This is a genomic window from Rhizobium aethiopicum, from assembly GCF_014197535.1.
In the GTDB taxonomy this organism is placed as follows: Bacteria; Pseudomonadota; Alphaproteobacteria; order Rhizobiales; family Rhizobiaceae; genus Rhizobium; species Rhizobium aethiopicum_A.
Genome location: NZ_JACIFV010000008.1, coordinates 57447 through 83055, shown reverse-complemented (window position 1 = coordinate 83055; position 25609 = coordinate 57447). Strand labels below are relative to the sequence as shown.

General features: G+C 60.7%; 22 protein-coding genes and 1 pseudogene. 16 read left to right on the top strand and 7 right to left on the bottom strand.

Annotated features, from left to right (window positions below; all coding sequences use genetic code 11):
• Window positions 1–3 precede the first annotated feature (3 nt).
• Window positions 4–720, top strand: a complete 717-nt coding sequence (locus GGD53_RS13575) for an ABC transporter ATP-binding protein (RefSeq protein ID WP_184456738.1) — start codon at window positions 4–6, stop codon at window positions 718–720.
• On the top strand, window positions 710–1912 hold the full coding sequence (locus GGD53_RS13570) for an ABC transporter permease (protein ID WP_184456736.1): 1203 nt from the start codon (window positions 710–712) through the stop codon (window positions 1910–1912). Before GGD53_RS13575 ends, GGD53_RS13570 begins: the two co-directional genes overlap by 11 nt.
• 123 nt (window positions 1913–2035) lie before the next feature.
• On the opposite strand, the gene GGD53_RS13565 is transcribed toward GGD53_RS13570, so the two are convergent.
• The 6 genes and pseudogenes from GGD53_RS13565 to GGD53_RS13540 form a co-directional block, all read right to left on the bottom strand.
• Window positions 2036–3262 (bottom strand): MalY/PatB family protein, encoded by a 1227-nt coding sequence (locus GGD53_RS13565; protein WP_184456734.1) that lies wholly within the window; start codon window positions 3260–3262, stop codon window positions 2036–2038.
• Between the two features lie 57 nt (window positions 3263–3319).
• A pseudogene (locus GGD53_RS13560) lies at window positions 3320–3580 on the bottom strand (amino acid ABC transporter ATP-binding protein); the annotation flags it as partial.
• Window positions 3581–3631: 51 nt separating this feature from the next.
• On the bottom strand, window positions 3632–4771 hold the full coding sequence (locus GGD53_RS13555) for an amino acid ABC transporter permease (protein ID WP_246717768.1): 1140 nt from the start codon (window positions 4769–4771) through the stop codon (window positions 3632–3634).
• A gap of 1 nt (window position 4772) precedes the next feature.
• Window positions 4773–5960, bottom strand: a complete 1188-nt coding sequence (locus GGD53_RS13550) for an amino acid ABC transporter permease (protein WP_184456732.1) — start codon at window positions 5958–5960, stop codon at window positions 4773–4775.
• Window positions 5961–6013: 53 nt separating this feature from the next.
• Entirely contained in the window at window positions 6014–7027 is a 1014-nt protein-coding gene (locus tag GGD53_RS13545) for an amino acid ABC transporter substrate-binding protein (RefSeq protein WP_184456730.1), read from the bottom strand.
• A 155-nt stretch (window positions 7028–7182) separates the two neighbouring features.
• Window positions 7183–8136, bottom strand: coding sequence for a LysR family transcriptional regulator (locus GGD53_RS13540; protein ID WP_184456728.1), 954 nt, complete (start codon window positions 8134–8136; stop codon window positions 7183–7185).
• A gap of 231 nt (window positions 8137–8367) precedes the next feature.
• Between GGD53_RS13540 and GGD53_RS13535 the strand changes: the two genes are divergently transcribed.
• A complete protein-coding gene (locus GGD53_RS13535) occupies window positions 8368–8982 on the top strand; it encodes a GntR family transcriptional regulator (protein ID WP_184456726.1) in 615 nt (204 codons plus the stop codon).
• Window positions 8983–9034: 52 nt separating this feature from the next.
• On the opposite strand, the gene GGD53_RS13530 is transcribed toward GGD53_RS13535, so the two are convergent.
• Entirely contained in the window at window positions 9035–9847 is an 813-nt protein-coding gene (locus tag GGD53_RS13530) for a ferredoxin--NADP reductase (protein WP_064806129.1), read from the bottom strand.
• Window positions 9848–10198: 351 nt separating this feature from the next.
• Between GGD53_RS13530 and pcsA the strand changes: the two genes are divergently transcribed.
• The 13 genes from pcsA to glmS all read left to right on the top strand — a co-directional run bounded on the left by pcsA (window position 10199) and on the right by glmS (window position 25545).
• Window positions 10199–10927 (top strand): phosphatidylcholine synthase, encoded by a 729-nt coding sequence (gene pcsA, locus GGD53_RS13525; RefSeq protein WP_184456725.1) that lies wholly within the window; start codon window positions 10199–10201, stop codon window positions 10925–10927.
• A 10-nt stretch (window positions 10928–10937) separates the two neighbouring features.
• Window positions 10938–11918: a quinone oxidoreductase family protein gene (locus GGD53_RS13520; protein WP_184456723.1), complete on the top strand. Its 981-nt coding sequence runs from the start codon at window positions 10938–10940 to the stop codon at window positions 11916–11918.
• Window positions 11919–11957: 39 nt separating this feature from the next.
• Window positions 11958–13526, top strand: a complete 1569-nt coding sequence (locus GGD53_RS13515) for an ATP-binding cassette domain-containing protein (protein WP_184456721.1) — start codon at window positions 11958–11960, stop codon at window positions 13524–13526.
• The gene (locus GGD53_RS13510) at window positions 13516–14601 is read left to right on the top strand and encodes an ABC transporter permease (RefSeq protein WP_184456719.1); all 1086 of its coding nucleotides are present in this window, start codon (window positions 13516–13518) and stop codon (window positions 14599–14601) included. The genes GGD53_RS13515 and GGD53_RS13510 overlap by 11 nt, the downstream gene beginning before the upstream one ends.
• Window positions 14598–15518 (top strand): ABC transporter permease, encoded by a 921-nt coding sequence (locus tag GGD53_RS13505; RefSeq protein WP_184456718.1) that lies wholly within the window; start codon window positions 14598–14600, stop codon window positions 15516–15518. The genes GGD53_RS13510 and GGD53_RS13505 overlap by 4 nt, the downstream gene beginning before the upstream one ends.
• Window positions 15519–15572: 54 nt before the next feature.
• The gene (locus tag GGD53_RS13500; RefSeq protein ID WP_184456716.1) at window positions 15573–16649 is read left to right on the top strand and encodes a BMP family ABC transporter substrate-binding protein; all 1077 of its coding nucleotides are present in this window, start codon (window positions 15573–15575) and stop codon (window positions 16647–16649) included.
• 143 nt (window positions 16650–16792) lie between these two features.
• Window positions 16793–17755 (top strand): galactofuranose ABC transporter, galactofuranose-binding protein YtfQ, encoded by a 963-nt coding sequence (gene ytfQ, locus GGD53_RS13495; RefSeq protein WP_184456714.1) that lies wholly within the window; start codon window positions 16793–16795, stop codon window positions 17753–17755.
• Between the two features lie 120 nt (window positions 17756–17875).
• Window positions 17876–19399 carry a galactofuranose ABC transporter, ATP-binding protein YtfR gene (gene ytfR / locus GGD53_RS13490; protein WP_184456712.1) on the top strand — a complete coding sequence of 508 codons (1524 nt, stop codon included), beginning with the start codon at window positions 17876–17878 and terminating at the stop codon, window positions 19397–19399.
• Window positions 19396–20400 carry an ABC transporter permease gene (locus tag GGD53_RS13485; RefSeq protein ID WP_184456710.1) on the top strand — a complete coding sequence of 335 codons (1005 nt, stop codon included), beginning with the start codon at window positions 19396–19398 and terminating at the stop codon, window positions 20398–20400. Before ytfR ends, GGD53_RS13485 begins: the two co-directional genes overlap by 4 nt.
• Window positions 20401–20405: 5 nt before the next feature.
• Window positions 20406–21374: a galactofuranose ABC transporter, permease protein YjfF gene (gene yjfF / locus GGD53_RS13480; RefSeq protein WP_085778148.1), complete on the top strand. Its 969-nt coding sequence runs from the start codon at window positions 20406–20408 to the stop codon at window positions 21372–21374.
• 14 nt (window positions 21375–21388) lie between these two features.
• Entirely contained in the window at window positions 21389–22165 is a 777-nt protein-coding gene (locus GGD53_RS13475; RefSeq protein WP_184456708.1) for a FadR/GntR family transcriptional regulator, read from the top strand.
• A gap of 82 nt (window positions 22166–22247) precedes the next feature.
• Window positions 22248–23609, top strand: coding sequence for a bifunctional UDP-N-acetylglucosamine diphosphorylase/glucosamine-1-phosphate N-acetyltransferase GlmU (gene glmU, locus GGD53_RS13470; protein WP_184456706.1), 1362 nt, complete (start codon window positions 22248–22250; stop codon window positions 23607–23609).
• A 109-nt stretch (window positions 23610–23718) separates the two neighbouring features.
• Window positions 23719–25545, top strand: coding sequence for a glutamine--fructose-6-phosphate transaminase (isomerizing) (gene glmS / locus GGD53_RS13465; protein ID WP_184456704.1), 1827 nt, complete (start codon window positions 23719–23721; stop codon window positions 25543–25545).
• Window positions 25546–25609: the final 64 nt, after the last annotated feature.

Genomic DNA, 25609 nt, shown 5'->3' with positions numbered 1-25609 from the left:
TGGATGACAAACCCGCCGCTGATCGAATTCAAGAAGGTCTCGAAGATCTATGGCGCGGGCGAGGCCGCAATCCGTGCGCTCGACCATGTCGATCTGGCGATCGATGCCCATGAATTCGTCGCGATCATGGGGCCGTCTGGCTCCGGCAAGTCGACGGCGATGAACATTCTCGGCTGCCTCGATGTGCCGACATCGGGCGATTACATCTTCCAGGGCATCCCGACCAGCGGCTTCGACCGTGGTCAGCTGACGCTGTTGCGCCGCCACATGCTGGGCTTCGTCTTCCAAGGCTTCAACCTTCTGTCGCGCACCTCGGCGGCCGAGAATGTCGAACTGCCGCTGATCTATCGCGGCATGGCGGTGCGCGAACGGCGCGAACGGGCGCGCGAGGCACTGGCGCTGGTTGGCCTGTCCGGCCGCGAGCATCACAAGACGCAGGAGCTGTCAGGCGGCCAGCAGCAGCGCGTCGCCATCGCCCGCGCCATCGTCACCGAGCCGGCACTGCTGCTCGCCGACGAGCCGACGGGCAATCTCGATACGAAGACCAGCGTCGAAATCATGGATCTGATGACGCGATTGAATCGCGAGCAGGGCATCACCATCGTCATGGTCACGCACGAGCCCGATATCGCCGCCTATGCCGAGCGGCTGCTGCGCTTCGTCGACGGCAAGCTGGAGACTGAGCTGGAGCATCGGAGGAGGGCGGATCATGTTCTTTGAGACGCTGAAGCTCGCGCTGCGCGCCATCAGCCGCAACATGCTGCGTTCGTTCCTCACCGTTCTTGGCGTCGTCATCGGCGTTGCCGCCGTCATCGCGCTGGTGACGATCGGCAACGGCACGACCGCCCAGGTCTCGACCGAATTGTCGCGGCTCGGCACCAACATGCTGTTCGTCCGTCCCGGCCAGTTCGGCCCCGGCCGGGCGAGTTCCGAGGCCAAACGTTTCAGCGTCAAGGATGTCGCCGCCATCCGCGACCAGATCGGCGGCTTGAGAGCGGTAGCGCCGCTCAACCAGTCGACGGCAACGGTGATTTTTGGCGGTCAGAACCATTCGACCAGTGTCTACGGCACCACCAACGACTACTTCGTCGCGCAGGACTGGAACCTGGCGCTCGGCCGCACTTTTACCCCCGCCGAGGAGCGCGGCCAGTCCCGCTGCATCATCGGCGAGACGGTGCGCTCGCAGCTCTTCGGCGCCGCCGACCCGCTCGGTCAGCAGATCCGCGTCGGCAAGGTTTCGTGCCCGGTCATCGGGGTGCTCGCCAGGCGCGGCCAGTCCGGCATGGGCACCGACCAGGACGACGTGGTCATCATGCCGGTCAAGGTGTTCCAGCGGCGTATCAGCGGCAACAGCAACGTGCCGCAGATCATCATTTCGGCGCGGGACGGTGTGTCCACGGCCAAGGTGCAGGCCGACGTCGAAAATCTGCTGCGTGAGCGCCGCAAGATCATTCCCGGCCGGCAGGACGATTTCAACGTCAACGATATGACGCAGATCGCCGAGGCGATGACCGGCACGACGACGCTCCTGACTGGCCTGCTCGGCGCCGTCGCCGCCATCAGCCTGCTCGTCGGCGGCATCGGCATCATGAACATCATGCTGGTCTCCGTCACCGAGCGAACCCGCGAAATCGGCATCCGTCTGGCGATCGGCGCGCTCGAAAACCAGGTGCTCACCCAGTTCCTCGTCGAGGCGGTGGCCCTCTCACTCTTCGGCGGCATCACCGGCATCGTGCTCGGCCTGAGCCTCGGTCTGGTGGCGGTCACCCTCCTGAAAGTGCCGTTCGTCTTCAGCCCGATGATGGTCGCCGTCGCTTTCCTCTTCTCCGCCGCGATCGGCATGATCTTCGGCTATTTTCCGGCGAGACGGGCAGCACAGCTCAATCCGATCGAGGCGTTGCGGCACGAGTGAAAGAAGTCGCCGGCATTGGTAATTGCAACTAGCGGCTGCGCCTTCGCCGCAGGTTCGACAGCCGGGCGATCACAAGCACACGGCCATTGATCAGAGCCGGGACAATGCCGGGTGATTGCGCAGCTACAGCGACGCGAGGGCGCTTGCCATGCGTGCCAGCGCTCCTTCGAGGACTGAGCGCGGACAGCCGACATTTAATCGGATGAACCCTTCTCCACCCGGCCCATAGACGCGTCCGTCGTAAAGGTTGACCCCCGCCTGTTCGACAAAGAATCGATGGACGCCTTCCACCTTTGCATCCAACTCTCGCGCGTCGAGCCAAATCAAATATGATGCATCCGGTCGCATAGGCGTGATGCCGGGGAGATCGCTCGCCGCTCTGCGCGATACGAGATCGACATTGTCGCGAACGTAGCGTGTAAGGCTGTCGAGCCACTGATCGCCGGAGCTATAGGCGACTTCAAGAGCCAGCCGCCCGAAATAGTTGGCGTTCAGCATGAACGATGCTTGCATGACCTGGAACAGCTCCTCGCGGCGTTCCGGGTCGGCGACGGACAGGGTAGCCGCAGGCACACCGGCGAGGTTGAATGTCTTGGTCGGTGCTGTGCAGATGAAGGATTTTGCCGCCGCGGCATCGCCGATCGAGGAGAATACGATATGAGGCCGGTCGTTCAGTCGAATATCGCAATGAATTTCGTCGGAGATCACCAGAATGCCGTAGCGCTCGCAGATGGCGTCGAGGCTGGTCAGTTCCTCGCGTGTCCAGGCCTTGCCAGCAGGGTTGTGCGGATTGCACAATAGGAGTGCGCGGGCACCATTTGCGGCTTGCCGTTCAAAATCCTCCAGGTCGAGCTCGTAGGCGCCGTCCGCAAGCCTCAGGCGATTGATGAGCAGGCGCCTGCCATTGGCACGGACGACTTGAAAATAGGGGGAATAGACCGGAGCTTGAACAATGACCCCGTCACCGGGTTGCGTGAAGGTCCGCAAAATAGCAGCGACGGAGGGCATGATTGCCGGCGCGGGGAGCAGCGTCTCGATATCCACGCTCCAGCCGTGGCGGCGCTGGAACCACGACCTTACGATCTCATAGTGGCGCGGATCACGCTTCGTATAGCCATAGATTCCATGATCGACGGCCTCGCGCAGGCGTGCGATCACCGGTTCCGGCGCACGAAAGTCCATGTCGGCCGTCCAGAGCGATAGCAGGCCGCTGCCGTCGACACGGGGAGAGAACTCGTCCCATTGATTGGCCCATTTCGCGGAACCGAATTGGCTGCGATCATGGACAATGTCAAAATTCGACTCCTCGGCGCCCAGTTTCCTGGTCGCCGGTGCACGGGATTGTGTCATCGGTCAGATCCTAATGGTCATGTTGGCGCAGGCAGCGCATCGGAAGAGCGGGGACGATCACCTCAGAATTTGTCGCAGGAACTGCCGTGCTCGGTCGGAACGAGGACTCCGGAAGAATTCATCTGGAGTGGCCATCTCGACAATTTGCCCCTGATCCATAAACACGACACGATCGGCGACCTCGCGGGCGAAACCCATTTCGTGCGTCACACAGAGCATTGTCATGCCTTCTGTTGCGAGCGAGGTCATAGTATCGAGGACTTCCTTGACCATCTCAGGATCGAGCGCCGAGGTCGGCTCGTCGAACAGCATGACCTTTTTGGCCTCGCGGTTTGGCGCGTACTTTGGATTATTCAACATCGACACTTCCTATGATTTGTGGCCGCGCGCGAGGTGACGTTCCACCGACATGGAATACCGAGACATCCCGAAGCAGAAGGCCCAGTAGACAATCGCGGCAAACAGGTAACCGGTTGACGAGATGGTGGGACCCGCCCAGGTCGGATCGACACGGGCGGTTTCGACCGCCCGCAGAAAATCTGCTATGCCGACGATTGCGACGAGCGTCGTGTCCTTGAACAGTCCAATGAACGTCGAAACGATGCCGGGAATCACAATCGTGAGCGCTTGAGGCAAGATGATAAGCCTCATCATCGTGAAGTATCTGACACCCAGAGCCTGAGCCCCTTCATATTGCCCGTTGGGGATAGCCTGCAGCCCGGCACGAATCACTTCCGCCATGTAAGCCGCCGAGAAGAGGGCAGTGCCGATCATTGGGCGCAAAAGCCTGTCCGGCGTAAACGCCTCAGGCACAAACAAAGGCATCATGAAGTTCGCCATGAAGAGTACGGTGATAAAAGGTACGCCTCGGACAACCTCGATGTAAAAGACGCAAGCGGCCTTGATGATTGGGAGTTCGGACCGTCTGCCGAGTGCGAGAACGATACCAAGCGGCAGCGAAAACACGATTCCTACGACGGACATCAAGAGCGTGATCATCATTCCGCCCCAAAGCGTGGTGTCGATGACCGGTAGACCAATCGTTTCCACGCCACGAAGCAGCGCAAACGCCACAATGGGATAAATGCCGAAAAACAGCAGCGCGGCTATGTTGCGGCGCGGGGCGCTCCGCCATAGGAGCCAGCCGATCAAGGCGGCACCGATCAGCTGCGTTAGGTCGACGCGCCAGCGCTCTGTCGGCGGATATGCCCCGTACCGCAGATAGCTCAGCTTCGCGCCGATAAAGGACCAGCATGCGCCGTCGGGATTGGCACGACAGACTTCGCTGTCACCGCTCCACACCGCCTTTACCAGCGCAAAGCTCAGGAATTGCGAAACGAGCCACACTGCCAGCCCGGTGAAGCACACGGTCAAAAGGCAGGAGAAAGGACTCGAAAACAGGTTCTTTCGCGCCCAGGTCACGGGGCCGGGCTGGATGTCCGGTGGAGGCGGGACCGAGGGAAGATAGTCGTATCGATATGTAGCCGGTGCATGAAGAGTGTCGTTCATCTCATCTCTCCACGAGCGCAAAACTCTGGTTGAAGGCGTTCATGGCGGCCGACGTGATCAAGGAGATGACGAGATAGACCGCGAGCGTTATGGCCATCACCTGCACCGCCGCCCCCGTTTGATTGAGTACCGATCCCGCAAAAACCTGAACGAGATCGGGATAACCAATGAAAACGGCAAGCGATGAGTTTTTGATCAAGTTCAGATATTGACTGGTCAGAGGCGGGATGATGATCCGCAAAGCCTGCGGGACTACGACCAAGCGCAAGGTTTTGCCCTGAGGGAGACCGAGTGCGTGGGCCGCTTCTGTCTGTCCTCTGGAAACAGCTTGAATGCCTCCGCGGACGATTTCAGCGATAAATGATGCCGTGTAAACAGAAAGACCGATGAGCAGGGCCGCGAATTCAGGGTAGACCTGTTGGCCGCCGCGGAAGTTGAAACCCCTCAATTCAGGATAGGTGAAGGTCCAGGGACTGCCCACTGCTGAATAAGCAAGCAGCGGCGGCCCGATGAGGGAGAAGATGGTGACCAGGAGGACTGGAAGCTGCTTGCCGGTTCGCTTCTGAAAGGCTCGGGCATAGACTGCGAATGCAACAGCGACAGCCACCCCGGCAAGGATTGCCACCGCGAAGCAGCCGGCTCCCGCCAGAAATTCAACCGTGGGCATTATGATTCCGCGATTGTTGAGGTAGATTCCCCCTGGAAGGGAGATCGATGCCTTTGGAGCGGGCAGCGGCTTGAGGACTGCGTTGTACCAGAACAGAAGCTGAAGCAGCAGCGGGATATTTCGAATGACTTCGATATAGGAGGTCGCAACCTTGGCTGCTATCCAGTTTCTTGAAAGGCGTGAAATGCCGATCAGGAAACCGATGATCGTGGCAAGCACGATACCGAGTGCGCTGACCAGGAGCGTGTTCGCAACACCCACCCAAAAGGCCTGTCCATAGGTTGACAGGGTGTCGTAGGGGATGAGGGTCTGATTGATCTGGAAACCTGACGTATGCGTCCAAAAATCAAAAGTAAGAGGAATGCCACGCCGTTTCATGTTCGAAACAGTTTGGGTTGCAATCGCTGCGATGACCACAACCAGACTTGCAGCCAATGCGGCTTGGTAGGCGATTCCGCGAATCCTTCTGTCATAGATCGAGAAGGTGCTGCGCACAGGCGCAGGCTGAGCCATGTCAACCATTCGTTCCTCTCAACTAGGAAGAGGCCGCCGCTTCTCGTGGCGGCCTCGGTCTATCAGCGGATGGGAGGTGCGTATTGAAGGCCGCCGGCGCTCCAGAGCGCATTCACACCGCGTTCTATCCTCAAGGGAGACTCCTTGCCGATCGAACGCTCAAAAATCTCGGAATAGTTGCCAACCTGCTTGATGATGTCCTGAGACCATGTCGCTCCGAGCCCGACATCCTTGCCGAAGCTTCCTTCCACGCCCAAGAGGCGGCGGATATTTGGATCACCGGAGTTCTTCATCTCGTCGACATTCTTCGAGGTGACGCCGAACTCTTCAGCAGCGAGCATGACATTGAGCGTCCACTTGGCAATGTTCAGCCACTGGTCGTCACCTTGGCGAACTGCAGGCCCCAGCGGCTCCTTCGAAATGATTTCGGGGAGCACAATGTTTTCGTCGGGCTTCGCCATACGGATACGCGCGGCGTTCAGGCTCGAAGTGTCTGCTGAGAAAACGTCGCAGCGCCCTTCTTCGTAGGCCTTGATAACGGCCTCTTCGTCCGCAAAACCAACGGCGCTATAAGTCATCCCGTTGGTGCGGAAATAGTCGGCGAGGTTCAATTCGGCAGTGGTCCCCTGCGACACACAGATCGATGCGCCGTCAAGAGCCTTGGCAGATTGAATATTCTCCGACTTGCGAACCATAAAGCCTTGGCCGTCGTAGAAGTAGGTGCCGGCGAAGATGATGCCGAGGGAGGTGTCGCGCGATGATGTCCACGTCGCATTATGGGCCAGGATGTCGATCTCGCCGGACTGCAGTGCAGTGAATCGATCCTTGGCGTTGAGCGGGATGAACTTGACCTTCGTGGCGTCGCCGAGCACGCCAGCAGCCACGGCACGACAGTAATCGACGACGAAGCCTGTCCACTTTCCGTCATTGTCAGGGACACTGAAGCCCGCCGTTGCCGGATTCGTCCCGCATGTGAGGACGCCTTTTGCCTTGACCTCGTCCAAGGTCCCCGCCCAGACAGGGCATGCATAAACGGCGATTGCCGCACCCAGAACGCCAGCCATTAATTTCTGCATAATAAGATCCCCTTTTTTGATTTCTGCAAAAGAGGGTGGCCGGCTGACGGTTAATCGTCAAATTAATTGTCATCATCCGGTTTATGAGAAAAATTCATGTACCGTTGGGCAGTAGAACTCGCGGACTGTGCGTCAAAGCCGAGCCTTCTCGTCGCTCACGCGACAATGTTCCTTGCCAAAATGACTTCGTTTTTTCTGATTTGAGCGGCATGATACAATTCAGTTATCAGCCGGCGCAGCCAGAGGGTCCCCTGATCGGTGACCATCTGCCGATGAATGACGAGGCTCGCGCTGACAGAAGTGATGGGAATGGGCGGCGAGAGGAGTGTCACCTCGCTTGTGCCATCAAGCATTTGAAAAATGCCGTCGCCGCAATGGGTAATCAGATCCGTCCCTCTCAATGCCCAAGGCATTACCAGGTAATTCGAAATGGTCGCGACGACCTTCCGCCGTAGGCCACGCTCTCCGAGTGCTCCATCGGCCAAACCCTCGGACAGCCCATCAGCGGAAATTTGAAGGTGAGATGCCGAAAGATATCTGTCCAAACTCAAGGCGCTCCTGGCGATTTCGCTGCCGCTCCAAACGGCGCAGAGTATCCTATCCTGCCCTAGTTCTGTCTTCGTCAGGTTGGGGTCGTCCTTCAGCCTTGCGCCCGTCAGAGTGCAGTCGACCTGTCGGAAATAATCTGCGCTTTCAGCTTCAGCCCGGTTGGCGGGTATGACATTTAGGGTGGCCTGTGGCGCCTGCTTGGAGAATTCCCGAATGAGACCAGGGATGAAAATCATTGCATGATAATCGGTCAGTCCCACGCGAAAGTTTCGTGTGGTTGTCAAAGGGTTGAAAACCCTGTAGCGCCCGATCGCCGCGCGGATTTTTCCGAGAGCTTCAGATAAGTCTCCGATAAGCTCTAATGCGCGAGGCGTGGGCCTCATCAATGCACCGTCGCGCGTAAACAGCTCGTCTTTGAAAATAATACGCAACTTCGCCAGTGAGTGGCTGACAGCGGATTGGGTCCGCCCCAAATGATCAGCGGCGCGCGTAACGCTTCTTTCCTGCATTAGCACATCAAATACGCGCAGAAGGTTTAGGTCGATGTCGTCGGGAGACATTGCGAGCTCCATGAAACTAACTCATGAACCTCATAGGACCATTTCGCGCTGTGCATGGCAATCGTCAAAGGACGGGGTTGCAATTCCGTTTCGCTGAGCAGAGCAACGATTTCTGGGGCACTCAATCCCGAGATACGCAAATCGTTATTCGCATACGGTATCAGTATGACTTGCCCTGCGTTTTTCAGCATGCGAGAAGTTGATATACCAGTCGCGCAGCGGATTTTCGGCATGCAGACCTCACAGAGTCATCTCGCCTATCTTGCGCTGGAACATCTGATCGTCACGCTGGCGCTGAAGCCTGGCGCGCCCGTCACCGAAAAGCAGCTGATCGATTTGGCCGGTCATGGACGGACGCCGGTGCGTGAGGCGATCCAGAAACTCGCCTGGCAGGGGCTCATCCTGGTGAAGCCGCGCGTCGGGCTGCAGGTTGCCGAGATCGCGCCGCAGGATCATGGCGATGTCATGCAGGTGCGCCGTGAGCTTGAGCCGATCGCAGCAAGCCTGGTTGCCGAACACGCGACGGATGAACAGCGCCAGCGCCTCGGCGATTGTGCCGATGCAATGGAAAAATGCGCTGCCACCGGCGATCTCACCGGCTTCTTCGCCGCCGACAAGACCTTTGACGAGATCCTCGAGGATGCCTGTCCGAATGGCTTCATAACGGCCGCGCTCGGCCCGGTGCAGACGCATTCGCGTCGCCTCTGGTATTCCACCGCAAGCCCTGAACGAATGGACCGCGCCATCGCGCTGCATGTAGCCGTCATTCGGCCCATCCAGCGGGGCAGACCGGATCAGGCGCATGCGGCAATGGCGGCACTGATCGACTATCTCGCCCGCAAATAAAAACGGCTCCGTTTCCGGAGCCGCTTCAAATCTGCTTGTCGCAAAAAAAACGTCAGCCGACGAAGGCCCGTTCGATGACGAATTCGGCGGGCTTGCTGTTGGCGCCCTCATTGAGGCCGGCCTTCTCCAGCAGTTCCTTGGTATCCTTCAGCATGGCCGAGGAGCCGCAGATCATGCCGCGGTCGATTGCCGGATCGAGGGGCGGCACGCCGAGATCGGTAAACAGCTTGCCCGACGAGATCAGGTCGGTGATGCGGCCGCGATATTCGAAATCCTCGCGCGTGACGGTCGCATAATGGCGCAGCTTGTCGCCGACCACTTCCTTCAGCAGTTCATCATTCTGGATCTCGTGCACGAGGTCGAAGCCGTATTTCAGCTCGGCGACATCGCGGGTTGTGTGGGTGAGGATGACTTCCTCGAACTTCTCATAGGTCTCGGGATCGCGGATCAGGCTGGCGAAAGGCGCGACGCCCGTTCCCGTCGAGAACATGTAGAGGCGACGGCCCGGCGTCAGCGCATCAAGCACCAGCGTGCCCGTCGGCTTCTTGCGCATCAGCACCTGATCGCCGGGCTTGATCGCCTGCAGATGCGAGGTCAGCGGGCCGTCCGGCACCTTGATCGAGAAGAATTCCAGCTCCTCGGCCCAGGCGGGGCTGGCGATCGAATAGGCGCGGAAGACCGGCTTGCCCTCGACCATCAGCCCGATCATCGCGAATTCGCCGGAACGGAAACGGAAGCCCTGCGGCCGGGTCATCGTGAAGCGGAAGAGCCGGTCGGTGTAATGCGTCACGCTGAGCACCGTCTCGGCATAGACGCCGGCGGGGATGGACGAGGCGAAGTCTTCGGTCTTTGCAGGCGCGTTCATTTCGGTAGCGGATCCCGTATTCGTCGGATGAACTGTCGGATTGGGAGCGAGATATTACAAATCCGGCCGGAATTAAAGGCATTCCATTCCACGCGACGCTTCAGAAGGGAAATATGCATGTCCTTGTCAGGATTCAATGACGAGCGGGGAATGTCTTATTTCCTGCTGGCGAAGCCGGGCAAAGGATGCATATTAGAGCGGCGGACCGCAGCCGAATGCTGATTTTCGGCAAAAGCGGTGCGACAACAAAGACCTACGGCGCCGAACCCAACCCGATTCAGGAACAGGGTCCGGTTATGATGGCGAAAAAACACGCTTGCCGGGGCGAGCGCGACAGGCGGTCGGGGGACTATGAAGATTTTCAACTACAAGCGCGTTCCTTACGCCGAGATGCGCGCTTTTTCCGTTCATATCCTGACGGCGTCCGGCTCGTTCCTTGCCTTTCTCGGCGTCGTCGCCGCTGCCGAGCATCGCTTTATCGACATGTTCTGGTGGCTGGGGCTGGCGCTTCTGGTCGACGGCATCGATGGGCCGATCGCCCGCAAGGTGCGCGTAAAGGAAGTCCTGCCGAACTGGTCGGGCGATACGCTCGACAATATCATCGATTACGTCACCTATGTGCTGCTGCCGGCTTTCGCCCTCTATCAGAGCGGCATGATCGGCGAGCCTTGGTCCTTCGTCGCAGCCGGCATGATCGTCGTCTCCAGCGCCATCTATTATGCCGATATGGGCATGAAGACCGACGAGTATTTTTTCTCCGGCTTTCCCGTCGTCTGGAACATGATCGTCTTCACGCTGTTCGTCATCGATGCCAGCGCCACGACGGCGCTCGCCGTCGTGACGATTTCGGTAGTGCTGACCTTCCTGCCGATCAATTTCCTGCATCCTGTCCGGGTGAAGAGGCTGCGCCCGCTCAATCTCGGCGTCTTTTTCCTGTGGTCGGCGCTCGGCGTCTATTCGCTGCTGATGCATTTCGAGATGCCGCAATGGGCTCTCGTTCTCTTCATCGTGACCGGGCTCTATCTTTACGTCATCGGCGCGGTGCTGCAATTCTTCCCCTCCCTTGGACGCGAAGCTTAGGACAGGCAACATGACGAAGACGCATGCGGTTTCATTCTCGCAGACGGGCGGACCTGATGTTTTCGAATATGTCGAGATCGATCTTCCGCCACCGGCGGCGGGCGAGGTGCAGATCCGGCAGGCGGCGATCGGCCTCAACTTCATCGATGTCTACTTCCGCAACGGCTCCTATAAGGTGCCGCAGCTTCCCTTCGTCACCGGCAAGGAGGGCGCCGGAACCGTGACGGCGGTCGGCCCCGGCGTTAGCGATTTCAGGCTCGGCGACAGGGTCGCCTATGCCAGCGCCGACGGCGCCTATAGCGTCGAGCGCAATATCGAGGCGCGCCATCTGGTGCATGTGCCTGATGGCATCGAGCTCGAAACGGCGGCGGCGATGATGCTGAAAGGCATGACCGCCGAATATCTCCTGAACCGCACCTTCAAGGTCGGCCCCGGCACCGTCCTTCTGTTCCATGCCGCAGCCGGCGGAGTCGGTCTGATCGCCGGCCAATGGGCAAAGGCGCTCGGCGCCACGGTCATCGGCACGGCGGGCTCAGAGGACAAGGTCAAGCTGGCACTCGCCCATGGCTACGACCATGTGATCAACTACAAGAGCGAAGACTTCGTCGGCCGCGTCCGCGAGATAACGGGCGGCAAGGGTGTCGATGTCGTCTATGATTCGATCGGTCGGGATACTTTTCCACAGTCCCTCGATTGCCTGAAGACGCGCGGCCTTTTTGCCTCCTTCGGCCAATCTTCCGGGCCGATCGAGAATTTCACCCTCGCCATGCTGGCCCAGAAAGGGTCGCTCTTTGCGACGCGCCCGACGCTCTTCACCTATATCGCCACGCGTCAGGAATTGGACGATAGTGCAAAGGCGCTATTTGATGTTGTGCAAAGCAACAAAGTGCGTATCAATGTCAACCAAACCTATCCGCTGCGTGAGGTTGGGCGAGCTCACGCGGATCTGGAAGCAAGAAGAACAACAGGAACGACGCTGCTGATTCCATGAGATCCGAACGGACCGGTCGGCAGAAGAAATGAGGGGAACGTGTCTGCATTGAATGTGCCGGATCCCGGTGCGTTGTTGTCCGTCCAGAAGCTGACGAAGTTTTTCGGTGGCTTTGCCGCCTGCAATGACATCGATCTCGAAATTGCGCCGGGCGAAATTCATGCGCTTCTCGGCGAAAATGGCGCAGGCAAGTCCACCTTGGTCAAGATGCTATTCGGTGTTCTCGAGCCGACGCATGGGCAGATCCTGTGGGAAGGAAGCCCTGTCGTCATCGCCTCTCCGGGCGAAGCCCGCAAGCACGGCATCGGCATGGTTTTTCAGCATTTCTCGCTGTTCGAGGCCCTGACAGTGGCCGAAAACATCGCGCTGTCGCTCGATGACGCCATTCCGATCGATCGGATCGCCGCGGAGTCGAGGGCGCTGTCGGTCGCCTACGGCCTGCCGCTCGATCCGCATGCCCATGTCGCCGATCTCTCCGTCGGCGAGCGCCAGCGCATCGAGATCGTCCGGGCGCTGCTGCAGAATCCGAAGCTGATCATTCTCGACGAACCGACCTCTGTGCTGACGCCGCAAGAGGCCGACAGGCTGTTCGAGACGCTGTTCAAGCTGCGGGCGGAGGGCCGTTCGGTTCTCTATATCAGCCATCGCCTGGAGGAGGTGCAGCGCATCTGCGATCGCGCCACCGTGCTGCGCCATGGCCGGGTGACCGGCGCCTGCGATCCCAGGCGGGAAACGCCGGCCTCGCTCGCCCGCATGATGGTCGGCAGCGAAGTGGCGATTGTCACCCATCCCGAGCGCAGCGACAGGGGCGAGGTGCAGCTTGCCGTTGCCAACCTGTCGGTTTCCGCGCGCACGCCCTTCGCCATGCCGCTGCGCGACATCTCCATGACGGTGCGTTCGGGCGAAATCCTCGCGATTGCCGGGGTCGCCGGCAACGGCCAGAGCGAGCTGTTCGACGCGCTGTCGGGCGAGTATCCGGTTGCCTCCGCCGAAGCGATTATCATCCGCAAGAAGCCCGTGGGCACTCAGGGCATTACCGCCCGCCGCCTGCTCGGCGCCGGTTTCGTGCCGGAGGAGCGGCACGGGCACGCTGCCGTTTCCACCATGAAGCTGTCCGATAATCTGGTGCTGGCCCGCAGCCAGTCGGATCGCAAAGCCTTTCTGGGCGTGCTCGGCATCATCAGGCAAGGCGCGGTAAAGTCTGCGGCGCGGCGCATTTCCGAAGCAATGGATGTCCGCAAGAGTAGTGATGATCCCGCCGCCGGCTCACTCTCCGGCGGCAATCTGCAGAAATTCATCGTCGGCCGCGAGCTCGACCGCCAGCCGGCCGTCCTCGTCGTCAACCAGCCGACCTGGGGCGTCGATGCGGGAGCCGCAAGTCGCATCCGCCAGGCGCTCGTAGATCTTGCAAAAGCCGGCTCCGCCGTCGTCGTCATCAGCCAGGATCTCGACGAAATCTTCGAAGTGGCAACCGATATCGCCGTCATCTCCGAGGGGCGCCTTTCCCGGCCCTATCCGGCCGGCGACCTCACCCGCGAAAAGATCGGCCTGCTGATGGGCGGCCTGCATGAAGGCAGCTCGGCCGCGGAGACTGCCCATGCGCATTGAACTGGAAAAACGTCCCGACGTCTCGAAGCTCTTCGCTTTCGTCTCGCCGCTCCTGGCACTTGCCCTGACGCTCGCCTTCGGCGCCATCATGTTCGCCATGCTCGGCAAAGACCCCGTCGAGGCGCTCGATGCATTCTTCGTCGAGCCGCTGCTCGAGGTCTGGTCGCTGCACGAGCTGGCGATCAAGGCAGCACCGCTGATCCTGATCGCCGTCGGCCTTGCCGTCAGTTACCGCTCGAACAATTGGAACATCGGCGCCGAGGGGCAGTTCACCATCGGCGCCATCACCGGCTCCTATCTGCCGATCGTCTTCTACGACTGGCATTCGCCTCTCGTCCTGCCGTTGATGCTGCTGCTCGGCGCGCTCGGCGGCGCGCTTTTTGCCGCCATTCCGGCGCTGTTGAAGGCGCATTTCAACACGAATGAGATCCTGACGTCGCTGATGCTGGTCTATGTCGCCCAGCTTTTCCTCGACTGGCTGGTCCGGGGCGCCTGGCGCGATCCGAAGGGATTCAACTTTCCTGTTTCGCGCGATTTCGCGCCGGAGGCGGTGCTGCCGGCGATCTGGGAAGAATCGGGCCGCGCTCATTGGGCCTTCATCGTCGCCATCATCGCGGCGATCGGCGTCTGGTTCATGCTGCGCTTTACGTTGAAAGGTTTCGAGGTCGTCGTCCTCGGCCAGTCGGAGCGGGCAGGGCGCTTTGCCGGCTTCTCGTCGAAGAAGATGATCTGGTTTAGTTTCCTCTTCTCGGGCGCGCTTGCCGGCCTTGCCGGAATCTCTGAGGTCTCCGGTTCGATCGGCCACCTGCAGCCCGCCATTTCGCCGGGCTACGGCTTCACCGCTATCATCGTCGCCTTCCTCGGCCGGCTCAATCCGCTCGGCATCATCGCGTCTGGCCTGGTGCTGGCGCTGACCTATCTCGGCGGCGAAGCGGCGCAGCTGTCGCTCGGCGTCTCCGACAAGGTCACCCGCGTCTTCCAGGGCCTGCTGCTCTTCTTCGTGCTCTCCTGCGATACGCTGATCTACTACAAAATCCGCATCGTCTGGTCGCGGATCAGGAGTGTGGGGGCATGAGCATTTTCGAAGCCATTCTGCTGACGGTCATCACCGCCTCGACGCCGCTCGTCATCGCCGCGCTCGGCGAACTGGTAGCGGAGCGCTCCGGCGTTCTCAATCTCGGCGTCGAAGGCATGATGATCATGGGCGCGGTCGCCGCTTTTGCCGGCGCGCAAGCGTCGGGCTCGCCCTATGTCGGGATCATCTGCGGCATAGCGGCCGGCGCGCTGTTCTCGCTGCTGTTTGCTTTCCTGACGCTGACGCTGGTGGCCAATCAGGTGGCGACGGGACTGGCGCTCACCCTTCTCGGCCTCGGTGCATCCGGCATGCTCGGCGAGCCCTATGTCAGCGTTCCCGGCATTCGCCTCGACGAGATCGTCATTCCCGTCCTGTCGGATATCCCTGTGATCGGCCATGTTCTGTTCAGGCAGGATCTGATCTTCTACCTGTCGATTGCGCTCGTGATCGGCGTCAGCTGGTTCCTGTTCCACAGCCGGGCCGGGCTGAAACTGAGAGCGATCGGCGACAGTCATACTTCGGCCCATGCGCTCGGCATCGGTGTCATCCGCACGCGCTACCTAGCGGTGATGTTCGGTGGCGCCTGCGCCGGTCTTGCCGGCGCGCAGCTCTCGCTCGTCTACACGCCGCAATGGGCGGAGAATATGTCGGCTGGCCGCGGCTGGATCACCCTGGCGCTTGTCGTTTTCGCCTCCTGGCGGCCATGGCGGGTTTTTGCCGGCGGGTACCTCTTCGGCGCGGTCACCATCCTGCAGCTGCACGCGCAGGCCTTCGGTCTCGGCATTCCCGCGCAGTTCCTTTCGATGCTGCCCTATGCCGCGACTATTGTGGTTCTCATCATCATTTCTCATAATCGGCGCACGACGTTGATCAACACGCCCGCGTCGCTCGGAAAAGCCTTCGTGCCGGAGCGATAAAGCAACAAGATCAAAGACGGGTTCCGCAATAACTTCAAACCAACAGGGGTTACTATGAAGAAGTTAGCAATCACACTCGCCGCCTCGGCTGCTGCCGTGATCGGCATTTCCTCCGCCGCTCAGGCCGCGGACAAGACGAAGGTCTGCTTCGTCTATGTCGGTTCGCACACCGATGGCGGTTATTCGCAGGCCCACGACCTCGGGCGCCAGCAGGTCCAGGCAGAATTCGGCGACAAGATCGAAACGCCTTATCTCGAAAACGTTCCGGAAGGCCCGGACGCCGAGCGCGCCATCGAGCGCCTTGCCCGCTCCGGCTGCAAGCTGATCTTCACGACCTCCTTCGGTTTCATGGATGCGACAGTGAAGGTCGCCGCCAAGTTCCCGAAGGTCAAGTTCGAGCATGGCACCGGCTACAAGACCGGCCCGAATCTCGCGACCTACAATTCGCGATTCTATGAAGGCCGCTACATCCTCGGCCAGATCGCCGCCAAGACCTCGAAGAATCACGGCGCGGCCTACATCGCCTCCTTCCCGATTCCCGAAGTGGTGATGGGCATCAACTCCTTCGAGCAGGGCGCCAAGTCGGTCGATCCGAGCTTCAAGCTGAAGGTCATCTGGGTCAATACCTGGTTCGACCCCGGCAAGGAAGCCGATGCGGCCAAGGCGATGGTCGACCAGGGCGTCGACGTCTTGACGCAGCACACTGACACGACAGCGCCGATGCAGGTGGCCGAGGAACGCGGCATCCATGCCTTCGGTCAGGCGTCCGACATGATCGCAGCCGGCCCGAAGGCGCAGCTGACGGCGATCGTCGACACCTGGGGCGCCTACTACTCCAAACGTGTGCACGCGCTGCTGGACGGCACCTGGAAATCCGAACAGAGTTGGGACGGCCTAAAGGACGGCATCCTGAAGATGGCGCCCTACACCAACATGCCTGACGACGTGAAGAAGATGGCCGAGGAAACCGAAGCCAAGATCAAATCGGGCGAGCTGCATCCCTTCACCGGCCCGATCAACAAGCAGGACGGCACGCCTTGGCTGAAGGCCGGCGAGAAGGCCGATGACGGTACGCTGCTCGGCATGAACTTCTACGTCGAAGGCGTCGACGACAAGCTGCCGGCGCAATAATCGCTTATCGGTTTTGCAGATGCGAAGGGCGCTCGTTGGGGCGCCCTTTTTTCTTCTCAAACGTTAAAAAAAGCGATTTACAAAAGTAATACTATATGATTTTTTGACCCTGCGCCGCGAAGGAGCGGCATTGGGAGGATATCATGAAATTGAAGACTGCACTTTTGAGTGCCACGATTTTGGCTGCCTGCATGTTCGGTTCGGCTTCGGCCGGCGGCTTGACGGTCGGCTTCTCGCAGATCGGCTCGGAGTCGGGCTGGCGTGCGGCTGAAACCACCGTCACCAAGGAACAGGCCAAGAAGCGCGGCATCGATCTGAAGTTTGCCGATGCGCAGCAGAAGCAGGAAAACCAGATCAAGGCTTTGCGCTCCTTCATTGCTCAGGGCGTCGACGCCATTCTGATCGCACCGGTTGTCGAAACCGGCTGGGACGACGTTCTGAAGGAAGCCAAGGAAGCCAAGATCCCGGTCATCCTTCTCGACCGCACCATCAAGGCTCCGGACGATCTGTACCTGACCGCTGTTACGTCGGACCTCGTTCATGAAGGCAAGGTCGCAGGCGACTTCCTGGTGAAGACCGTCGGCGATAAGAAGTGCAACGTCGTCGAACTGCAGGGCACGACCGGCTCGTCGCCGGCCATCGCCCGCAAGAAGGGTTTCGAAGAAGCTCTTGCCGGCCACGACAACCTCAAGATCGTTCGCAGCCAGACCGGTGACTTCACCCGCACCAAGGGCAAGGAAGTCATGGAAAGCTTCCTGAAGGCCGAGAACGGCGGCAAGGATATCTGCGCTCTTTATGCCCATAACGACGATATGGCCGTCGGCGCCATCCAGGCGATCAAGGAAGCCGGCCTGAAGCCCGGTAAGGATATCCTCGTCGTCTCCATCGACGCCGTTCCGGATATCTTCAAGGCGATGTCCGAAGGCGAGTCCAATGCCACCGTCGAGCTGACGCCGAACATGGCTGGTCCGGCCTTCGACGCGCTCGATGCCTATCTGAAGGACAAGAAGGCTCCGCCGAAGTGGATCCAGACCGAGTCCAAGCTCTACACGCCTTCCGACGAGCCCATGAAAGTCTACGAAGAGAAGAAGGGTCAGGGCTACTGATTTGAACCTGGAACCGCACTGGCCCATAATGGGCCGGTGCGGAATTGCCGGTGCCGGATCGGGCGTTATGCCCGGTCTTGGCGCGGGCGCACGGCGCAATATCAGGACACAGCAGCCCTCATGGTTCACAATAACGAGAATATTCTCGCAGCCTCGGCCATATCCAAGTTTTTTCCCGGCGCCGTCGCCTTGGACAAGGTTGATTTCACGCTGCGCCGCGGTGAGGTTCATGCGCTTCTCGGCGAGAACGGCGCCGGAAAATCGACGCTGATCAAGTGCATCACCGGCGCCTATCATCGCGACGGCGGCAGCCTGGTGCTCGACGGCCAGGAAATCAATCCGGCCAACACGCTCGCCGCCCAGAAGCTGGGCATCGGCACCGTCTATCAGGAGGTCAACCTCCTCACCAATCTGAGTGTCGCCGAAAACCTCTTTCTCGGACGTCAGCCGCGGCGGTTCGGCATGACCGACGTGCGCGCGATGATTCGCAAGGCGCGCGAACTGCTCACCGGCTACGGCATCGATATTGACGTCACCGCCGAACTCGGACGTTTCTCCGTCGCCGTCCAGCAGGTCGTCGCCATCGCCCGTGCCGTCGATCTCTCCGGCAAGGTGCTGATATTGGACGAGCCGACGGCAAGCCTGGACAACCAGGAAGTGGCGCTGCTCTTCCGCATCATCGAGGACCTGAAAAGGCGCGGCCTCGGCATCGTTTTCATCACCCATTTCCTCGAGCAGGTTTATGCGATCAGTGATCGCATCACCGTGCTGCGCAACGGCAAGCTCGTCGGCACCCGCTACGCTGCCGAGTTGCCGCGCCAGGGCCTGATCGCCATGATGCTCGGCCGCGAGCTCGCCCAGGCCGAAGAGACGGTCGGCGAACGCAGCATTGTAGCCGGCGAGATCCGGTACCGTTTTTCCGGCTACGGCAAACGCGGCAAGGTCAAGCCCTTCGATCTCGATGTCCGCGCCGGTGAGGTGGTCGGCGTGGCCGGTCTGCTCGGTTCCGGGCGCACCGAAACCGCCGAATTGCTTTTCGGCGTCGAACATGCCGATAGCGGCAGTGCGACGATCGACGGCCAGCCGGTGACCCTTTCCAGCCCGCGCGCCGCGATCGAGAAGGGTTTTGGCTTCTGCCCCGAGGACCGCAAGACCGATGGCATCGTCGGCGACCTGTCGATCCGGGAAAACATCGCGCTGGCGCTGCAGGCTCGCCGCGGCTGGACCCGGCCGCTGTCGCGCGCCGAGCAGAATGCGCTCGCCGACCGTTATATCAAGGCGCTCGACATCCGCACCACCGACCGGGAAAAGCCGATCCGGCTGCTCTCCGGCGGCAATCAGCAGAAGGCGATTCTGGCCCGCTGGCTGGCAACCAACCCCAAGTTTCTCATCCTCGACGAGCCAACCCGCGGCATCGATGTCGGCGCCCATGCGGAGATCATTCGGCTCATCGAACAGCTCTGCGCCGAAGGCATGTCATTGATCGTAATTTCCTCGGAACTTGAAGAGCTTGTCGCCTATAGTTCACGTGTTATCGTACTTCGCGACAGGCAGCATATCGCCGAATTGACGGGCGAGCGCATCACCGCAGCCGGTATCGTCGATGCCATCGCCGCCGCCGAGCACAAGAAGGAGGATGCATGAAGTCCTCCCGCTATGCGCTGGCCTATCGCCTGGCGCCGCAATTGATCGCGCTCGTTGTCATTCTTCTGTTGAATTTCATAACGTCGCCGCAGTTTTTTAATGTTGTTGTTCAAAACGGCCGCCTCTATGGCAGCCTGATCGACGTGCTCAATCGCGGCGCGCCGGTGGCTTTGTTGGCGATCGGCATGACGCTAGTGATTGCCACCAAGGGCATCGACCTCTCTGTCGGCGCGGTCATCGCCATTTGCGGCGCCGTCGCTGCATCGTCGATCGTGTCCGGAAATTCAGTCGCTTACACAATTCTCCTGACGTTGATGATCGGGCTTGCCTGCGGTGTCTGGAACGGTTTCCTGGTGGCGATCCTCAACATCCAGCCGATCATCGCCACGCTGGTGCTGATGGTCGCCGGCCGCGGCATCGCCCAGCTCATCACCGAAGGCGCGATCCTGACGTTCAACGATGACGGCCTGATCTTCTTCGGCAGCGGCTCGATGGCCCTCCTGCCGATGCCGGTCGTCATCTGGCTGCTCGTCGGCCTGCTCGTCATCCTGCTCGTTCGCCGCACGGCGCTCGGCATGCTGCTCGAGGCTGTCGGCATCAACCGCCGCGCCAGCACCCTCTCCGGCATTCAAACGCCGGTGCTGCTGATGGCCGTCTATATGCTGAGCGGACTCTGCGCCTCGATCGCCGGCATCATCGTCGCGGCCGACATCAAGGGTGCCGATGCCAACAATGCCGGTCTCTGGCTGGAGCTTGATGCCATCCTCGCCGTCGTCGTCGGCGGCAACTCGCTGCTTGGCGGAAGATTCAGTATTGTTGGGTCGCTGATCGGCGCGATGATCATCCAGGCGGTCAACACCGGCATCCTGTCCTCCGGATTTCCGCCTGAGTTCAACCTGATCATCAAGGCGGTCATCATCATCGTGATCCTCGTCATTCAGTCGCCGGCGGTGCAATCGCTCGCCATCTTCGCCAGCCGCCGGCAGGGCGGAAGGGAGTAGCCGAAATGAACTCCAAATATCTGCCGCTGCTCGCGACTATCGTCATCTTCGTGCTCGCCTATGCCGGCTGCACGCTGCAATATCCGAACATGCTGTCGACGCGCGTCATCGGCAATCTTCTGACCGATAATGCCTTTCTCGGCATCGCCGCCGTCGGCATGACCTTCGTCATCATCTCCGGTGGCATCGATCTGTCGATCGGTTCGGTCATCGCCTTCACCGGCGTCTTCCTCGCGGTGATCCTGCAGAACACTTCGATCCATCCGCTGCTTGCCTTCGCGCTGGTCCTCGTCATCACCACCGCCTTCGGCGCCATCATGGGCGCGATCATCCACTACCTCGAAATGCCGGCCTTCATCGTTACACTTGCCGGCATGTTCCTGGCGCGCGGTATCGCCTTCGTGCTCTCGATCGACAGCATTCCGATCAACCACGACTATTATTCGACGCTGACGAGCCTCTATTGGCGGCTGCCCGGCGGCGGGCGGCTGACGCTGATCGGCGCCGTCATGCTTCTGGTCTTTGCCGCCGGTATCTTCATCGCCCACCGTACCCGCTTCGGCACCAACGTCTATGCCCTCGGCGGCGGGCCGCAGACGGCGCGGCTGATGGGGGTGCCGGTCGGCCGCACCACGATCCAGATCTACGCATTGTCGGGTTTTCTCGCCGGTCTATCCGGAATCGTTTTTTCGCTGTACACATCTGCCGGATATTCTCTTGCGGCAGTCGGCGTCGAACTTGACGCCATCGCTGCGGTGGTCATTGGGGGGACGCTGCTGACCGGAGGAGCGGGATTCGTGGCGGGAACCTTGATCGGTATTCTGATCCAGGGACTCATTCAGACCTACATCACCTTCGACGGCACGCTGTCGAGCTGGTGGACGAAGATTCTGATCGGCCTGCTGCTGTTTGCATTCATCCTGATGCAGAAGGCGATCCTGTTCCTTTCCAGCCTGAACAAGAGGTATGCCTGAGGGGGGCGGGTCCTTTGCGCAACAAATTCATCGAGACACGCAAGACAGGGCGCCGAACCCGGACGAGCCATGCACAGGTGGTCGACGAGCTCGGCAAGGCGATTGTCGCCGGCACCTATCCGGTCGGTTCGATCCTGCCGGGCGATACGGAACTGGCGCAGCGCTTCAAGGTATCGCGCACAGTCTTGCGTGAAACGATGAAGACGCTCGCCGCCAAGGGCATGGTCGTCGCCAAGGCGCGAGTCGGCACGCGGGTGACCGAGAAGAATCTCTGGAACATGTTCGACAGCGAAATCATCGCCTGGCACTTCGACAATGGCGTGACCGAAGAATTCCTGCTGCAGCTTTACGATATCCGCCTTGCCGTCGAACCCTTCGCCGCCGGCCTGGTCGCCGAGCGTGCCAGTGCCGAGGAAATCGAGACGCTGCGCGAACTGGCACAGGAGATGGCGGCGAGCGGGCATACGGCCGATAGTCTGGCGCTCGCGGACCTGCGCTTTCACCTGGCGATCGCCGAAGCCTCGCACAATCCCTTCATGCGCACCCTCGGCAGCCTCATCGAAGCGGCCCTGGTCGGCATGTTCCGCATCAGCACGCCGCCCTCCGAAAATGGGTTCGCCAATATCGCCGATACCCATATGCGCATCGTCGATGCCATCGTTTCCGGCGACAGCGCCGCGGCGCGGCGTGCGATGGAAGTCGTCATCGTCGACGGCCGCGATCACGTGCACGAAGCCTTCGCGGCCCACGGCTCTCCTGTTGTCCTGGGGCCGATTTCGCCCGCGATCTAACCCTGAAATGGATTTCCGATTTCAGGATTATGCAGTATGAGGCAGAAAAGCCGCCTCATCGCGCGGATTCGCGGAGCAGATCATGGAACGTACTTGTCTTGCCGTCATCCTTGCCGCCGGTGACAGCACGCGGATGAAAGCATCGAAATCGAAGGTGCTGCATCCGGTCGCCAGCCGTCCGATGATCGCCCATGTGGTCGAGGCGGTCGCCTCTGCCGGCATCTCCTCCGTCGCCCTCGTCGTCGGCCGCAATGCCGAGGAGGTGGCAAAGGCCGCAAGCATCGGCGGCGTCGGCATCGAAGCCTATCTGCAGCAGGAACGCCTCGGCACCGGCCATGCGGTGCTGGCAGCGCGCGAGGCCATCGCCAGGGGCTATGACGACATCCTCGTTACCTATGGCGACGTGCCGCTGCAGACCGACGGGCCGCTCAAGGCCGCCCGCCAGGGACTCGCCGAAGGCAGCGACGTGGTCGTCATCGGGTTCCATACCGATCGGCCGACCGGCTATGGCCGGCTGCTCGTCAAGGACGGCGAACTCATAGCCATCCGAGAGGAGAAGGACGCCACCGACGCCGAACGCGCTGTGACCTGGTGCAACAGCGGACTGATGGCGATCAACGGCCGCAAGGCGCTCGATCTTCTCTCACGCATCGGCAACGCCAATGCCAAGGGCGAATTCTATCTCACCGATCTCGTCGAGATCGCCCGTTCGCTCGGCGGCCGCGTCACTGCCGTCGACGCGCCTGAGATCGAGATGACCGGCTGCAACAACCGTGCCGAACTCGCCGTCATCGAACGCTTCTGGCAGGAACGTCGCCGCCGCGAGATGATGTTATCAGGCGTTACGATGATTGCGCCGGAAACGGTGTTCCTCTCCTATGACACCGTCATCGGCCAGGATGCGCTGATCGAGCCGAACGTCGTCTTCGGCCCCGGCGCGGTGATCGAAAGCGGCGCCATCATTCATGCCTTCTCGCATATCGAAGGGGCCCATGTCAGCGAAGGCGCCACCGTCGGCCCCTTTGCGCGGTTGCGGCCGGGTGCCGATCTCGCCAACGGATCGAAGGTCGGCAATTTCTGCGAGGTCAAGAACGGCCGGATCGGCGAGGGCGCCAAGGTCAACCATCTCACCTATATCGGCGATGCGGTTGTGGGTGCCGGCAGCAATATCGGCGCCGGCACGATCACCTGCAATTATGACGGGGTCAACAAGAGCGAAACGGTTATCGGCGAAAACGCCTTCATCGGCTCCAACTCCTCGCTGGTCGCGCCGGTGACGATCGGCGACGGCGCCTATATCGCCTCCGGCAGCGTCATCACCGTCGACGTGCCGGCCGATGCGCTGGCGCTCGGACGCGCCCGTCAGGAGATCAAGCCCGGCCGCGCGACGCTGTTGCGCGAGCGCGCGCTCGCCATCAAAGCGGCAAAAAAGGCCAAGGCTTGAGGCCGCTTTCCGTAACCGGCGGAAATTGAAAGTGACCGCCGAGGCGATTGAGAAATAAGCGAAAATCGTTAGGACTGGCCTCGTTGTCAGAGGCTCATGGGGATATTGCATGTGCGGAATTGTGGGGATCGTCGGAACTCAGCCAGTTGCCGGGCGCCTAGTCGATGCGCTGAAGCGCCTGGAATATCGCGGCTATGATTCTGCCGGTGTCGCCACCATCCACGAGGGCGTGATGGATCGCCGCCGCGCCGAGGGCAAGCTCTTCAATTTGGAAAAGCGCCTCGACGCCGAGCCGTTGCCCGGCACAGTCGGTATTGCCCATACGCGCTGGGCAACACACGGCGTGCCGAACGAGACCAATGCCCATCCGCATTTCGTTGAAGGCGTGGCCGTCGTTCATAACGGCATCATTGAAAACTTCTCCGAGCTTCGCGACGAATTGAGCGAAGCGGGCGCGATTTTCGAAACCCAGACCGATACCGAGGTCGTCGCCCAGCTGATGGCGAAATATCTGCGCGAAGGCCTGGAGCCGCGCGCCGCCATGCTGAAGATGCTGAACCGGGTGACCGGCGCCTATGCACTGGCGGTCATGCTCAAGGCCGATCCTGGCACGATCATGGCCGCCCGTTCCGGCCCGCCGCTTGCCGTCGGCTATGGCCGCGGCGAGATGTTCCTCGGCTCGGACGCGATCGCGCTTTCGCCCTTCACCAACGAGATCACCTATCTGGCCGATGGCGATTGCGCCGTCATCACGCGCGACAGCGTTGCCGTGCTCGACTTTGCCGGAAAGCCGGTCAAACGCGCCCGCCAGATCTCGCAGGCGACCGCCTATGTCGTCGACAAGGGCAATCACCGCCATTTCATGGAAAAGGAAATCTACGAGCAGCCGGAGGTGATCTCCCACGCGCTCAGCCACTACGTCGACTTCGCCGAGAACACGATCGGCGCCAATGCCGCCGCAATCGATTTCAAGGCAGTGAGCGGCTTGGCGATTTCGGCTTGCGGCACCGCCTATCTCGCCGGCCTTGTCGGCAAATACTGGTTCGAGCGGTATGCCCGGCTGCCCGTTGAGATCGACGTCGCCTCCGAATTCCGCTACCGCGAAATGCCGCTCTCGCCATCGCAGGCCGCACTCTTCATCTCCCAGTCCGGCGAGACCGCCGATACGCTGGCATCGCTGCGCTATTGCCGCGACAACGGATTGAAGATCGGCGCCGTCGTCAATGTTCGCGAATCGACGATCGCCCGCGAATCCGACGCGGTCTTCCCGATCATGGCCGGTCCCGAAATCGGCGTCGCCTCGACCAAGGCCTTCACTTGCCAGCTCGCCGTGCTGGCATCGCTGGCGATCGGCGCCGGCAAGGCGCGCGGCACGGTGAGTGTCGAGGAGGAGAGGGCGCTGGTGCGCCATCTCGCCGAGATGCCGCGCATCATGAGCCGGGTGCTGAACCTCATCCAGCCGCAGATGGAAAGCCTGTCGCGCGAACTGTCGAAATGCAGGGATGTGCTCTATCTCGGCCGCGGCACCAGCTTCCCGCTCGCCATGGAAGGGGCGCTGAAGCTCAAGGAAATTTCCTATATCCACGCGGAAGGCTATGCTGCCGGCGAATTGAAGCACGGGCCGATCGCGCTGATCGACGAGAACATGCCTGTCATCGTCATTGCCCCCTACGACCGCTTCTTCGAAAAGACCGTCTCCAATATGCAGGAGGTCGCAGCGCGCGGTGGCCGCATCATTTTCATCACCGACGAAGCCGGTGCGGCGGCCTCGAAACTGCCGACCATGGCGACGATCATCCTGCCTGTCGTCGACGAAATTATCGCGCCGATGATCTTTTCGCTGCCGATCCAGCTGCTCGCCTATCACACCGCCGTCTTCATGGGCACCGACGTCGATCAGCCCCGCAATCTGGCGAAATCCGTGACTGTGGAGTAAGCCGGCAAGGTCGAATCCGGCGCCGAAACATATTGTGCGGCGCCTGGAATTCTGGCAATTTTAC